Raw genomic sequence first — 15,105 nt, forward strand, 5'->3', positions numbered from 1 at the left:
ATAATTATTTTAGTGAACTTACCGCTTCAACAGTATTAATAGCTTCACCTGTTAAGCTTTTATCAATACGTTTAACTAAACCTGTAAGTACTTTCCAGGTCCAATTTCTAGCAATGTTGTAACCTCGTTGTCTGCTAAATAGCGAACCGTTTCAGTCCAACGCACTGGACTATACAATTGTTCGATTAGCGCTTGTTTAATCGCTTCAGGATCTTCAGCCGACTCGACATTAACATTATTTATTACAGGAACTACCGGAGCGCTAAACTGAATACTAGCAAGTAAATCAGCCAATTGTTCGGCAGCCGGTTTCATTAGTGCACAATGAGATGGCACACTAACGGGCAAAGGTAATGCACGTTTGGCACCTTGCTCTTTACACAATGCCGCAGCTTTTTCGGCGGCACCTTTGGTGCCCGCGATCACCACTTGACTAAGGTGAATTAAAGTTTACCGCAGACACGACTTCATTATTTTCTTGTTGCGCTTGCTGACAACTAGCTATGACCTTATCATCATCTAAACCAATTATCGCATACATCGCACCCACTCCTGCCGGTACGGCTTGCTGCATAAATTTACCTCGGGCTTCGACTAACTTTATGCCGTCGGCAAAATCAATTACGCCCGCGCACACTAGAGCTGAGTACTCTCCCAAACTATGACCTGCCATATATGCTGGCAGCGCTACATTGGCATCACGCAAGAGTTGAAAAATGGCATAACTAGCAGCCAATAACGCGGGCTGAGTCACTTCAGTTTGGTTTAACTTTTCTTGGTTGTTGTTGACTACATCCCAAAGGTCGTAACCTAACACATCACTAGCCGAATTAAAGGTACTGATAACGAGAGGATACTCGCTAGCCAATTGCTCTAACATACCCAATGACTGGGAGCCCTGTCCGGGGAAAACCCAAGCTTGTTTACTCATAATCTAATCTCAAATCTATTGCTAACTATTAATATTTTATTAGGGCTGAAGCCCAAGCGAATCCGCCACCAAAAGCTTCTAACAATAAGTTTTGGCCACGTTTAATTCGGCCATCTCTAATGGCTGTATCTAACGCGGTGGGGACGGTAGCTGCTGACGTATTGCCATATTTCTCTAGGGTCAATACTACTTGATCTAAAGACATATCCAATTTTTTGGCCGTGGCTTTGATGATCCTAAAATTGGCTTGATGAGGTACCAACCAATCTAAATCAGACTTTTTCATATTATTGGCTTCAAGTGTTTGCTCAACCACTTCGCTCAATTTAGTAACAGCCACTTTAAATACTTCGTTGCCTTTCATTGACCCCCAGTTTTCATGAACTGACTGCTCGTCACCATGCCTAGGATTACCCACTCTTAACAAGTCACCATAAGAGCCAGCCGCATTAATATGCGTTGACAATATACTCAGGCTCTTCACTTGCTTCAATTATCGTGGCGCCAGCTGCGTCTCCAAATAAGATAACCATCGTTCTATCTTCAGGGTTGACTAAGCGACTTAAACAATCTGTGCCTACTACTAATATGCGCTTTACCATACCGGTTTTAATATACTGATCAGCGATACTTAACGCATAACAATAACCAGCGCAGGCTGCAGCTACATCAAAGGCGGGAATACCGTCACAATCTAGCGCTTTTTGAATTTCACAAGCAGTACTAGGCAATGCGTTTCTACCACTAGTCGTTGCGCATACAATCATGTCTAATGATTTAGCGTCAATACCTGCCGCTTCTAGCGCTTTAATACTGGCTTCTACGCCCATGGTCGCAGCTGTTTCATGCTCACCAATAATTCGCCTTTCTTTTATCCCAGTACGGTCGGTGATCCATTCATCTGATGTGTCGACCATTTCAGCCAAATGAAAATTCGTTCTTATATCACTAGGATAATAACTACCTGTACCAATTATTTTGGAATTCATTTATGAGTGATGCTCCATTAATACTGCTTCTATTTTATCTTTAATTTTAGTTGGCACTTGCATTTCGACTTCACGTACAGCCTGTCGAATAGCGTACAAAAATGCGTCTGAAGACGCGTCACCATGGCTCTTAACTACAATTCCGCGCAATCCTATCAGACTCGCCCCATTATACTGGTCGGGTTTCATCTTAGCATAAATTACCTTTAACAAAGGTAGCGCTACTGCTGCGAGCGTTTTATTTACCCAGTTTCGTTGGGATACTTTTTTAACTTCTTGAATAACAAAATTCGCTAAACCTTCCCAAGATTTTAATGCAATATTTCCGACAAAACCATCTGTAACAATAACATCGGCTTTTTCAGTAAAAATATCATTGCCTTCAACAAAGCCAATATAATTTATGGATTCTGACTGGGATAATAACTTAGCGGTTTGTTTTACAATTTTGTTACCTTTGATATTTTCAACACCCACGTTAAGTAATGCGACCTTGGGTTGTTTAATATTAGCAACTTGGGCAGCTAGCACAGAGCCCATCAATGCATATTGAAATAGCACGTCAACATCACAACTTACGTTTGCGCCCAAATCAAGCAGGTACACCTTTTTATTATTAGCGGTGGGGACTTTTGAAATTAAAGCTGGCCGGTGAATACTGCTAGCAGCGTTTTTAGTACAGAAAACGCCATAGTTAACAGCGCTCCGGTATTTCCAGCGCTAACACATGCATCTGCTTTATTAGTACTAACCAAATCTAACATTCGGCGCATTGATGAGTCTTTTTTGTGTCTAAAAGCATGGGTAGGTGCTTCATCCATTGCCACGGTCTGCGAACAAACTTCACAAGTAATTCGGGATTGAATGTTTTGTTCTTGCTGTGACAACCATTCTGCAATGACACTTTTGCTGCCACAGAGAATTATATGTAGATAGGGATTTTCTTGCAGCGCTTTTTTAGCTGCGGGTAAAATAATATGGGGGCCGTGATCGCCCCCCATGATATCTAACGCTATGGTTAGATGACTCAAAGATCTATCTCTCAATAATTAAAGAGATAAAACTTTTTTGCCTTTATAGTAACCATCAGCGGTCACATGATGACGAACATGTGTCTCACCTGACGTTGAATCTACAGACAAAGTCGTAGTACCAAGTGCATCGTGTGAACGACGCATACCACGTTTTGAACGAGCTTTTTTACTCTTCTGTACAGCCATTACTTTACTCCTAGTCTCGCTTAAGTTCTTTCAAAACCGCGAACGGGTTTGGACGTTCATCAGCCGGTTCAATTTTTCCAAAGCTCATTTTATCGCGCTTTTGACCACAGTCCTCCTCTGCATGAAGGGCTACAATCGGCAATGATAAAATCAGTTCGTCTTCAAGTACTTGAAATAAATTGATCTCTCCGTGGTCATCGACCTCTACCGGTTCATAAACCTCCGGTAACTCATCACTCTCTTCTGGCTCAGAACTCTGCACTGGACTGAAACAAAAAGAAACATCAATTTGATGTTCATAAGCTTGGTTACATCTTTCACAGCGAAGCGACGCCAAACATGCCATATGACCTTGAAAATAAGTAAGACCCTGCTCGTCTTTTGAAAACTTAATTTCAACATCAATTTGATCAGCAATATCAACTACTACCTCAAGCAATCTTGGCATTTCAGAAGTTGCCACAATGCCCCGATAATCGGAACGTTTTGTCGCACTTTTGACAGGATCAACCTGCTTGGGTAATTTCACTTTCTGCATAGCGCGCGAATAATATAGATTTGTCGTGGGTTAGTCAAAGAAAATATAAGCAATTTATTTTTAATTCGTCCATGGTTATATAAAGGTAGATATGTTTTCATTTAGGTCTTTAATCATAATCATAGCTTTCTTATATGAAACTCACTTTGGCATCCAGTTCTGAATATAGAAAAACCATTCTCAAAAAATTGTGCATTCCTTTTGACGCAATATCTCCCGAGATAGATGAATCCGCTATTAACAATGAATCGATAAATGACCAAGTATTGCGATTAGCGATCAATAAAGCACAAGCTATCAGTAAATTAAAACCCACCCACTACGTTATAGGATCTGATCAATTAGCCAGCTGCAATGGGCAAACATTAGGAAAACCGGGTAACTTTCAAAAGGCTAAATCGCAACTGTTGATGATGAGTGATCAAACTGTCACATTTCATACTGGATTATGCCTCGCCAATCACAGTACCAATCAACTTGAATTTTTAGTGGAATTATTTGAGGTAAAATTTAAACCTCTAACAGAAAAACAAATAAGCATTTACTTAAATATTGAACAGCCTTATAACTGCGCTGGCAGTTTTAAAAGTGAAGGATTAGGCATTGCCTTGTTTGACTCACTGTCTGGCCGAGATCCCAACACCTTAATGGGCTTACCTTTAATCGCTTTAATCGGTATGTTTAAAAACCTGTCCGTAGATTTATTTGATTATATGCAAAACTCAGACATGCAATAACAGCTCTTGTAAAGAATCGATCACGGCTAAAGGCTTATGTTTACTCAGCTCTTGTGCACTATGTACGCCAAAACTAACGCCGATACGATCCATATTTATGGCTTCGGCCATAGCCATGTCATAGGTTGTATCGCCTACCATTAGTACTTGTTCTACTGGCAATGCCAGTTCCTTCAATAGTTGTTCAAGCATATCCGGAGAAGGTTTACTCTGGGCATCATCCGCTGTCCGTGATGCACTAAAGAAATGCTCGGTTTTAGAATGCAACCAATTATGCTCTAACCCTTGACGAGCCTTTCCTGTCGCAACAGCCAGTATATAGCCTCGCCGTGTTAATTCTTCTAATAACGCTAGCGCCCCTTCAAATAGAGGACTACTAATTTGTAGATGCGCTTTAAACTGCGCTTTATAAGTATGAAAAAGCGCCATTGCCACTTTCTCATCATCAACGTTAAATAATGTCTGCAACGCCGGCAATAAGCTGAGACCGATTACATTTTTTGCTTGCTCATAATCTGGGACCGGAAACCCGAGTTCCTTTGCGCTGCTTTGCATCGTCTCAACAATCTTACCGATGGAGTCCATCAACGTGCCGTCCCAATCAAAAATTATCGCTTTATACTTCACTTCTTAACCTTTTAAGTACACTGATTAAACTTGGTTCTAAGTTAGCTTTAAAGCTGACTCGCTCATTTGTAATAGGGTGCTGGAAAGCTAACGAATGGGCATGTAAGAATAAACGTTTTAAACCAAGACGCCCCATTCTTTCGTCAAACGATTTGTCACCATATCGATTGTCACAAGCAATGGGGTGATCGGCGTGTAAACAATGTACTCTAATTTGATGGGTTCGACCGGTAATTGGTGAGGCTTCGACTAAGGTCGCTCCTTTAAACACTTCTAAAATGCGATAACGTGTTTCAGAAGGTTTTCCCTCTTCATTAACTAACACGACTCTTTCCCCTGATTTAAGGGTATTTTTTAATAACGGAGCTTTTACTTTAAACCGGTTAGCTGGCCATTCACCTACCACTAGCGCTTGATATCGTTTATCTACTTTTTTATCAATTAATTGCTGATGCAAGTGTTTTAACGCCGACCTTTTTTTAGCGATGATTAAACAGCCGGACGTATCGCGATCTAATCTATGCACCAATTCTAGAAATTTTTGCTGAGGGCGTAGTGCTCGAAAAGCTTCTATTACACCAAAACTCAATCCACTACCGCCATGCACTGCGGTACCCGACGGCTTGTTTAATACAATTAAACACTCATCTTCAAACAAAATACTATTTTCTAAGCTAGCTACTTTGTCCAAATTAGTCGATGGTAGGTCTGTTGGTTCTGACACTCTAACCGGAGGAATACGAAGTTCGTCATGGGCCATTAGTTTGTATTCAGGCTTGACCCGCTTCTTATTTACCCGCACTTCTCCTTTACGTAAAATGCGATAAATGAGGCTTTTCGGTACTCCTTTTAATAAGGTGCGTAAAAAATTATCAATCCTCTGCCCTTCGAGCTCAGGTTCGACCGTTATAAATTGAACTTTTTGAAATGTATTATCTATCATAGGGCGCGTATTCTAACTGAAATGTAAAAGAAGTCGTGTATAAATTTAATATCTTGCCAGTATTAGTTATTTAATGTGATAATGCGGCGGTTTTATCACATAGTGTATGTGAAATAAAACAAAGATAGATTAATTCGTTCTGCAAGCAATACCGACCTATAATCGAAAAAGTATATGCAAACCAACTGTGAAGTGAGTAACTTTTCTCAGCCAAGGTAAAACAGAACCATTACATCAGCGACATAAATAATGACCGTTCGCACAAGATGTAAAGATTACGATTGAATTGACAAGATATTTGAACGACTGACATGCCATATAATACGTTGTCGTTGATTCGAATACTGATAAGTTTTAAAGAAGAAAATAAGTAAACCAATACCAACGTCTGGTTTGGTGTCCATAAAGTATGGATAAAGTGTTAAAAAACAATACATTAAATAATTAATGAAATAACGCTTGTGACGCAAAACTTAATTTTAAGCATACAGTCGTGAGGCTGCATATAATTATTGTCTAATCACTATGTAGTTCTTTACTTTGTGATGATCGGTACAATACCGAGCTAACAAGAATGAAAAGAATGTTAATCAATGCTACGCAACAAGAAGAATTGCGCGTAGCTCTTGTAGATGGCCAGAAATTGTATGACCTAGACATCGAAAGTCCTGGACATGAACAAAAAAAAGCCAATATCTACAAAGGTACAATAACCCGCGTTGAGCCTAGCCTAGAGGCTGCTTTCGTTGATTATGGTGCCGAACGTCACGGTTTCTTACCTCTTAAAGAAATTGCCAGAACTTACTTCCCTCAAGGTTATAAATTCGAAGGCCGCCCTAGTATCAAAGAAGTGATTAAAGAAGGCCAAGAAGTCATTATCCAAATAGATAAAGAAGAGCGTGGCCAAAAAGGCGCAGCCCTTACTACCTTTATCAGTTTGGCAGGAAGCTACCTAGTTTTAATGCCCAATAATCCAAGAGCTGGCGGTATTTCTCGTCGGATCGAAGGAGACGAGCGTACGGACTTAAAAGCGGCCTTAAGTGGGTTAGACCTACCGAATGGCATGGGCTTGATCGTGCGTACCGCGGGCGTTGGGAAGTCTGCTGAAGAACTTGCCTATGATTTAGAATACTTAGTCTCAGGTTGGGGACGTATCACTGAAATGGCAGATTCTCGCCCTGCTCCTTTCTTAATCCACCAAGAAAGTGACGTAGTAGTCAGAGCGATACGTGACTACCTAAGACGCGATATCGGAGAAATTTTAGTAGACAAAAGCAGTGTTCACGAACGTGCCTTAAAGCACGTTGAACAAATGCGCCCAGACTACGCTAACCGCGTTAAGCTTTATCGAGGCGATGTCCCATTATTTAGCCATTATCAAATAGAAAGCCAGATTGAATCTGCTTTCCAACGTGAAGTTAGACTTCCATCTGGTGGCTCAATTGTAATTGACCCTACTGAGGCACTAACTTCTATTGATATCAACTCGGCTCGGGCTACCAAAGGCAGTGATATCGAAGAAACCGCGTTTAACACTAACCTAGAAGCCGCCGACGAAATTGCAAGACAATTGCGTTTACGTGACTTGGGTGGTTTAGTGGTTATCGACTTTATTGATATGACGCCTGTACGTCATCAACGTGAAGTTGAAAACCGCATGAAAGACGCCGTCCGTGGCGATAGAGCTAGAGTTCAACTTGGGCGTATATCTCGTTTTGGGCTGTTAGAAATGTCTCGCCAACGCTTACGTCCTTCGTTAGGCGATTCAGCGCACAATGTCTGCCCACGATGCAGTGGCCATGGCACAGTTCGTGGTACAGAATCATTAGCGTTATCAGTTTTACGTATCATGGAAGAAGAGAGTATCAAGGATAACACAGGGCAAATTGAAGCCCAGTTACCAGTCAATGTAGCCACATACTTGTTAAACGAAAAACGTCGTTCAGTACAAAGTGTTGAGAAACGTCACGCTGTACAGTTAATGATTATTCCTAATCCTAATATGGAAACGCCTCATTATAGTATTTCTCGTAGACGTCCTGACGATACAGCACAGGAAATGAGCTACAAGATGCCGCTCATCGAAATGGAAGAAACCATCACTGATAAAACCATTGCTCCTGCGGCGCCAAAAGAACAACCAGCGCTACAGAGTTTAATTGTACCTAACAGTAAGCAAAAAGTAGCGGCAGCTGCTGCGCAAACTGCGAGCAATGAAAGCTTGTTTGATAAGTTAGGAAAATGGTTTAGCGGTTTATTTGCAAGTGAAGAGAAAGAAGTACCTAAGAAAACTACTCACACTCGTAATCAAGGTTCGAATCAACGTCGCAATAAAAATGGTCGTCCTGACCGCAATAAGCGCAATGCTAAAAATTACGACAACAAAGAGCGTAACGAGCAAGCAGGTAAGCGTAAAGAGCGCAAACCTAAGAATGATAATCGTAAACCAAGAAAAGACGAGAAAGCACCGTTAGAGCAAACAGACAAGCAAGCTAAGCCTGCTCCGAAGAAAAAGGAACAAGTAGCTGAACGTCGCAAACGCCGAGACAATCGTCGTAGTGTTCGCGTAGAAGCTGATAAGCCAGAACAAACTGAAACAGCTAACACTACAGCGCAGAATAATGCCCCTACGCAACAGCCTGTGGTAAACAAAAAAGAAGCAGCTGCTGTGCAAGCAAAAACGCCTCAATCTGCGCAATCAAAAGAAGTAACAGACAATGGCCAGCAAGCGCAAAATCAAGTAGAAGGTACATCTAAGAGTGAAGCAACCAAAGAAGATGAAGGGCAACGTACACGTAGTCGCCGTTCACCTAGGCACATTCGCTCCGCTGGGCAAAAACGTCGTAGAGAAAGCAATGAGCAAGAAAACGCTCAAACAGCGGCTACAACGAATGCTAAACAAGATGAGCTTCAGTTTGACGAACCAACGCCTGTAACGAGCAAGAAATCAACGGCTACCGCAGATGACGCACCACAGCAGGTTGCGTTAGCGTTAACACCAGATACTAATGAAGCAGTAACAAACGAAACCGCTGCAGCGTCGGTTGGCTCAACAACTCCAGCAGAACAAGTAACAACGGTTGATACTACGTCAGAAAACACAGACAAGGTGGCAACTGAAGAAGTTGGAGCTGTGGTAACGACTGAAGAAGTAGTAAAAACAGAAACGACTGTAGAAGCTGAATCGATAATAGCCACTCCGGTGGACCAAAAGGTTGAACCTGATAAAACAGCTGTAGAGCCAGTCGAGATGGCGAAGACAGCTGATGTGGTAATTGATGAAACTAAGCCAGTTGAATCAGCGGTGGAAGCATCTGACAAGACAACAATTGAAACAACTGTTGTAGAGTCAGAGGACGTAACTTTTGCAAAAGCTAAAAAAGCGCCAACGAAAAGTCGCAATAAGAAAGTGACATCTTTGAAAGTCGCTGACAAGTCAGAGCAGAAAAAATCAGCATCTGCCCCTATGACCAAGCCAGCCACAATAGATGAAGCATTCGTTGAACTCAATATTGGTTCTTTAAGCGATGACGCTCGACCTGAACTAAAACGTTCAGCCAAAACGGCAGCATTCTTAAGTGCTAGCAATAAGGCAAATGCTCCGGCATTTCGTCCCGGCTCTGATGCTTAATTAAACCATAAGGTTTAATATTATTACTATGCCGCAAAGGGCAAACCTTTGCGGCATTTTTGTATCAAGCCAAATTACCAATCAAGAGCTATATTGCAAGCCTACTAAGACCAACCTGAGTATTAATATGATGCTCGAGTCTGAAGCGACCAAACAACTGATTCAACTACTTCAGAATGATAAGTTTCGCTTAAACGCGTTATACAGCTTACAACAGATAAACTTACCTTCGGCTTACATAGCCGCTGGGTTTGTGCGAAATATGGTTTGGGATCATAAGCACAATACCCACACTCCCCTCAATGACATTGATGTTATCTATTTCGAACCAGCAGCAAACACCACGAGCAACGGTCACAGCCTCACTGGGGTCAAACGTACAGAGCAGACATACAAAGAGCAGCTTAGTAAGCTCGTTCCCAACGTAAACTGGCAAGTAAAGAACCAAGCCTTTATGCATATTCCCAATAACGACGCCCCATACTCAGATATAATCGATGCCATCGCTCACTGGCCCGAAAAAGAAACCGCTGTGGCGGTACGTTTAGCCTCAAATGATGACATAGAAGTGGTATCAGCTTTTGGCATAGCCCGGTTGTTTGATCTCACGCTGACCCACAATCCAGCTTGCGATAAGCCAATATTTGAGCACAGGATTGCCACCAAGAAATGGCTTCACACTTGGCCCCAATTACTAACAAATTGACGTTGAATAACCTAAAGTGGCAAGATCACAAACGAATGTTTATGAATAGGCACTGAGTATCTCTGGTAGTTATTAACAATATCCTGTATCCTCCCGCGCCCGCGATTAATTTTTAGTCGCTTTATTTATTGTTATTTTGAGAGCTATCTATGAGTTTTGCCGATTTAGGCTTATCCCCTGAAATATTGTCTGCAGTTACCGCAAAAGGTTACACCACCCCATCTCCTATCCAAGCACAAGCTATCCCTGCCGTATTAGAAGGCAAGGACGTTATGGCAGCGGCTCAGACCGGTACGGGCAAAACAGCTGGCTTTACCTTGCCTATATTACATATGTTAAACAAAGGCACAGCGGCAAAATCTAATCAAGCCCGTGCGCTAATTTTAACGCCTACCCGCGAGTTAGCAGCCCAAGTAGCAGAAAGCGTGCAAACTTATGGCCGTGACTTACCGTTAAAGTCAGCAGTAGTATTTGGTGGTGTGGGCATTAACCCACAAATGCTCAAGCTTAGAAAAGGCGCAGATATTTTAGTCGCTACGCCCGGTCGTTTATTAGACCTATATAATCAAGGCGCCGTGAGGTTCAGTGATTTAGAAATTTTGGTATTAGACGAAGCCGATCGGATGTTAGATATGGGCTTTATTCACGATATTAAGAAAATACTAAAACTTCTCCCTCAGAAGCGTCAAAACTTGATGTTCTCTGCCACCTTCTCCGATGATATTCGTAAACTGGCCAAAGGGTTAGTGAATAACCCTGTAGAGGTTTCAGTATCGCCTGCTAACACAACAGTTGATTTAGTTGAGCAGTGGGTTTATCCAGTTGATAAAAGCCAGAAGTCAGCAATCCTAACCCGCTTGATAAAAGACAATGATTGGCAACAAGTATTGGTATTTAGCCGGACTAAACATGGGGCGAATCGTATTGTTAAGCAATTGGAAGCCAGAGGTATTACCTCAGCTGCTATTCACGGCAACAAAAGCCAGGAGCGCGAACGAAAGCACTGGCTGACTTTAAACAAGGCAAAGTGAAAGCACTGATTGCTACCGACATTGCGGCACGAGGGATCGATATTGATCAACTTCCACAGGTAGTCAACTATGACTTACCTAATGTTGCAGAAGATTATGTACATAGGATCGGGCGAACCGGACGCGCCGGCGCAACGGGGCAAGCGATATCTATGGTAACCCTAGAAGAATTTAAGCAATTGGTGGACATTGAACGGCTGACCAAGCAAGTCATTCAGCGCAAAACCATAGCCGGCTTTGAACCTTCACAGCCGTTACCAGAGTCACGCCTAGACATGCGACCAATTAAAGCGCCTAAACCTAAAAAGCCGAAACCAAATCAACGTGGGGCAAGGCAAGGGAGCGAGCAAAACGCTGGTGCAAAATCTCGCCCAAATTCCAATAACGGTCGTCCATCCAATCGACCTACTCGATCTAAACGACATAATACCAACTCTAATTCACAAGCTTAGCGGCAACAAAATTACGTAGGTTATTTTGATATAAACAGCGACTTGAATTCTGGCGATTAATGCATAAAATCGCCGGAAATTTCATACTTAAACATTCCCATTTCTATGCTGTTACATTACTTTTTAATTGGCTTTGCCGTTTTAGCTTTGATTGGCGTAATCTTCGAAGAAGTTATTCATATCAACAAAGCAAAAATCACCCTACTTTTTGGCACGTTATCATGGATCACATTATTCGTCTTTTCCTCAACAAGCGCCGAGCGAGACATAATTGACCACCACTTAAAAGAAAATTTGGCCGACATATCGTCTTTGTGGTTATTTTTAGTAGCGGCCATGACTTTTGTGGCCTATCTAAATAAAAAAGGGTTAATCGCCAATTTACTGCACCGCGCTATGCCAGAGTCCATCAGTGAGCGAAAGCTACTGTTTTTTACCGCAATATTTAGCTTTATATTTTCGTCTTTAGCAGACAACATTACCGCCACTTTAGTATCTGTGGCGTTAATACTCTCTTTGTCTTTACCGCCAAATAAAACAATGCGTTTTGCCATCATGGTGGTGTTTGCGGTTAACTCCGGAGGAGTTGCACTCATCACAGGTGACGTCACCACTTTAATGATATTTTTAGCCGACAAAGTCAGTATCTTAAATTTATTGTGGCTATCATTACCTGCATTTGCTGCGGTTTTAGTATTGGCAGCATTACTAAGTTTTGGAATGAACGGTAGAGTAAGAATTAAGAAACAAAAGAAAGATATACGCAAGTTAGACTACGGAATTGCTGCGATATTTTTAAGCACCATTCTACTCACTATTGTGGGCAATGTGCTGTTTGAAATTCCCCCGTTTTGAGTTTTCTCGCAGGCTTAGCGGTGATGTTTATTTTTGCTAAAATCTGCAACGACGATGACGACCGCGATCCTATTATTGAATACATTCGTTACATTGAATTTGATACCTTATTGTTTTTCTTAGGCGTATTATTGCTGGTTGGTATGTTGGAACAAATTCATGCACTAGAGTTTTTACTGCAGTTGTATCAGCATCTTCCACCAATTTATGCCAATTATATAATGGGCATTACTTCTGCTGCGGTCGACAATGTGCCCTTAACTGCAGCACTATTGAAAACAGATATTTCCATGGATTTGGCATCTTGGTTAGGATTAACCTACGCTGTGGGTGTCGGTGGCTCACTGCTGGTAATTGGTTCTGCAGCCGGGATCGTCACCATGAGTAAGGTACCTGGTCTCACTTTTGGGCGTTATGCGAAATATGGTTTGTTATTATTACTGGCTTATACTGTTGGTTACATCTTGGTATTAACCTTAGCTAACTTTATTTAACTGCTCCTAGCAATTGGTCGTTCTATGATTTATTTACCCATTCATATTGGTAATGGAACGACCCATCTATTCTCAACTAATATTTGGCTAATATTCGATCAAGGTGATTTGAAAAATTTTGTCGATCTTTTTGATTCAGAGGAGGTGGACCACCAGACTGCTCGCCACTGGCCCGCATAGTATCCATAAAATCTCGAATATTTAAACGAGAACGGATATTTTCTTTAGTGAATAATTCACCTCTGGAACTTAAGGCTAACGCTCCCTTCTCTATCACTTCAGCCGCCAGCGGAATATCACTAGTTATCACTAAATCATTCACTTCAGTTTGCTTAACAATTTCATCATCAGCCACGTCAAATCCCGCGCTCACTTGCTGTGAACGAATATAATTAGACGCCGGCGTACGAATATATTGGTTCGCCACAAATATCGTTTCTATTTTTTTACGCTGTGCTGCTCTAAATAGTATGTCTTTGATCACGACTGGACAAGCATCAGCGTCTACCCAAATTTTCATAACTCATCCAACTTTTTACGTGGGACTACCCACAAATACATTCAATACAAAGTCTATCAGATATTTACTAGGGATATAAATGAACCATCTTGCCACTTAGTTCGTCATTTATGCTAAGACTTAGCGAATTTCGCTACACACCTCAATTAAATTCTTAATGTCGCGCTAGATTTAGTTTCTATGCTTTTGTTTTATATAGGTATTTTTCATCTGGCACAGTGAATGCTGAAGGTGTTTAGTACACACGCATTAGCATATTAATTTTAGGCTTAGGGTAAAACAATGGAATACATAACAACAAGCAGATTAAACAAAATACACAGCAATATGCTGCATATAAGCGTCATATTGTTAACAGCTATCTTCTTAACAGGTTGCGGTGAAGCAGAGGCAATTACCGAGAATAACCAAGATGATGTCATCATCGCGGTACCCGTTGAAGTATCTCAACTTAGCACTGGCAGTATTTCATCAAACTACGCCACCACAGCCATCTTAGAAGCCAAAGAAGAAGCCTTTGTTGTCCCTCGCGCATCTGGCATTATCAAAGAAATATATGTGGAGGAAGGAGATTATGTAGATAAAGGACAAGTCTTAGCCCAAATCGAGCCACAGCGTTATCACTTAAATGTAGACAGAGCGAGAGCTAATCTAGTCGGTATTGAAAAAGAACTCGCGAAAATCAATAAGGTATATAACAAAAAATTAGTGAGTGATGACACCTACGATAAGATCACCGCACAATACCAATCAGCCAAAGCCACCCTATCGTTAGCGGAGTTAGATCTTACAGAAGCAACGATAGTTGCTCCAATATCAGGCTACATTGCCGAGCGCAACGCTAAAGTAGGCAATCTTACCGAATCATTTCAAAGGGCCAGAATGTTCCATATTGTTCAACAAAAAGAGTTGTACGGTATTGTTCATTTACCCGAAAAAGAACTGTCTAGCGTCCACATAAATCAACCCGCCTTGTTAAATCTAGCTGCGTTTAACAACCATGACAACAAGGCATTTGTAGAGCGAATTAGTCCGGTCATTAACGCTAACACTGGTACGTTTAAAGTCACGCTGCGAGTACCTAATCCTAACAACACGTTAAAAGCCGGCATGTTTGCTCAAGTAAAACTGAACTATGCCACCCATTCGAATGCCATTTTATTGCCCCGTAGAGCGTTACTGAGCATAGATGACAGCATTAACGTATTTGTCGTTTCTGACGGTATTGCGACTAAGCAAGCCGTAACTGTGGGTTTCGAGGATGGCGAATATGTAGAGGTATTAAGCGGCCTCATTGGCAACGAACATGTGGTAATTACCGGACACCAAAACCTCAGAGATAAAGCGCCTGTTGATATCGTAAATCTTGAATCAACAGCTATCTCCAATACTGACATTCGTTCTCAATTAGTTAAAGGTTAGGGGGTCAGG

At 41.6% G+C, this 15,105-nt stretch carries 9 protein-coding genes and 5 pseudogenes; 6 read left to right on the forward strand and 8 right to left on the reverse strand.

Features of this window, described 5'->3' with window-relative positions; genetic code table 11:
- Positions 1-4: 4 nt before the first annotated feature.
- The 5 genes and pseudogenes from fabD to yceD form a co-directional block, all read right to left on the reverse strand.
- A pseudogene (gene fabD / locus RS130_RS16610) lies at positions 5-931 on the reverse strand (ACP S-malonyltransferase).
- Positions 932-959: 28 nt separating this feature from the next.
- Positions 960-1,920: pseudogene (locus RS130_RS16615) on the reverse strand (beta-ketoacyl-ACP synthase III).
- Positions 1,921-2,951 (reverse strand): annotated as a pseudogene (gene plsX, locus RS130_RS16620) (phosphate acyltransferase PlsX). It abuts the pseudogene before it with no gap.
- A gap of 18 nt (positions 2,952-2,969) precedes the next feature.
- On the reverse strand, positions 2,970-3,140 hold the full coding sequence (gene rpmF / locus RS130_RS16625; protein WP_158968804.1) for a 50S ribosomal protein L32: 171 nt from the start codon (positions 3,138-3,140) through the stop codon (positions 2,970-2,972).
- Between the two features lie 10 nt (positions 3,141-3,150).
- Positions 3,151-3,678 carry a 23S rRNA accumulation protein YceD gene (gene yceD / locus RS130_RS16630; protein WP_316026860.1) on the reverse strand — a complete coding sequence of 176 codons (528 nt, stop codon included), beginning with the start codon at positions 3,676-3,678 and terminating at the stop codon, positions 3,151-3,153.
- A 134-nt stretch (positions 3,679-3,812) separates the two neighbouring features.
- Here yceD and RS130_RS16635 point away from each other — a divergent pair, with 134 nt between their 5' ends.
- Positions 3,813-4,415, forward strand: a complete 603-nt coding sequence (locus RS130_RS16635; protein ID WP_316026861.1) for a Maf family protein — start codon at positions 3,813-3,815, stop codon at positions 4,413-4,415.
- Here the strand turns inward: RS130_RS16635 and RS130_RS16640 are convergent.
- Together RS130_RS16640 and rluC are read right to left on the reverse strand one after the other, a co-directional pair.
- Entirely contained in the window at positions 4,401-5,042 is a 642-nt protein-coding gene (locus RS130_RS16640; RefSeq protein ID WP_316026862.1) for an HAD family hydrolase, read from the reverse strand. The two genes, RS130_RS16635 and RS130_RS16640, sit on opposite strands and share 15 nt — an antisense overlap.
- Positions 5,032-5,985, reverse strand: a complete 954-nt coding sequence (gene rluC, locus RS130_RS16645) for a 23S rRNA pseudouridine(955/2504/2580) synthase RluC (protein WP_316026863.1) — start codon at positions 5,983-5,985, stop codon at positions 5,032-5,034. Before rluC ends, RS130_RS16640 begins: the two co-directional genes overlap by 11 nt.
- 583 nt (positions 5,986-6,568) lie before the next feature.
- Between rluC and rne the strand changes: the two genes are divergently transcribed.
- From rne to nhaD, 4 genes and pseudogenes are all read left to right on the forward strand, one after another.
- The gene (rne, locus tag RS130_RS16650) at positions 6,569-9,616 is read left to right on the forward strand and encodes a ribonuclease E (protein WP_316028085.1); all 3,048 of its coding nucleotides are present in this window, start codon (positions 6,569-6,571) and stop codon (positions 9,614-9,616) included.
- Between the two features lie 127 nt (positions 9,617-9,743).
- On the forward strand, positions 9,744-10,322 hold the full coding sequence (locus tag RS130_RS16655) for a nucleotidyltransferase family protein (RefSeq protein ID WP_316026864.1): 579 nt from the start codon (positions 9,744-9,746) through the stop codon (positions 10,320-10,322).
- A gap of 149 nt (positions 10,323-10,471) precedes the next feature.
- A pseudogene (locus tag RS130_RS16660) lies at positions 10,472-11,805 on the forward strand (DEAD/DEAH box helicase).
- A 108-nt stretch (positions 11,806-11,913) separates the two neighbouring features.
- Positions 11,914-13,154 (forward strand): annotated as a pseudogene (nhaD, locus tag RS130_RS16665) (sodium:proton antiporter NhaD).
- Between the two features lie 76 nt (positions 13,155-13,230).
- Here nhaD and RS130_RS16670 read toward each other — a convergent pair.
- The gene (locus RS130_RS16670) at positions 13,231-13,674 is read right to left on the reverse strand and encodes a YaiI/YqxD family protein (protein WP_316026865.1); all 444 of its coding nucleotides are present in this window, start codon (positions 13,672-13,674) and stop codon (positions 13,231-13,233) included.
- A 282-nt stretch (positions 13,675-13,956) separates the two neighbouring features.
- Here RS130_RS16670 and RS130_RS16675 point away from each other — a divergent pair, with 282 nt between their 5' ends.
- A complete protein-coding gene (locus tag RS130_RS16675) occupies positions 13,957-15,096 on the forward strand; it encodes an efflux RND transporter periplasmic adaptor subunit (RefSeq protein ID WP_428982795.1) in 1,140 nt (379 codons plus the stop codon).
- Positions 15,097-15,105 lie beyond the last annotated feature (9 nt).

It is taken from the genome of Paraglaciecola aquimarina, from assembly GCF_032464635.1.
Lineage (GTDB): Bacteria > Pseudomonadota > Gammaproteobacteria > Enterobacterales > Alteromonadaceae > Paraglaciecola > Paraglaciecola aquimarina.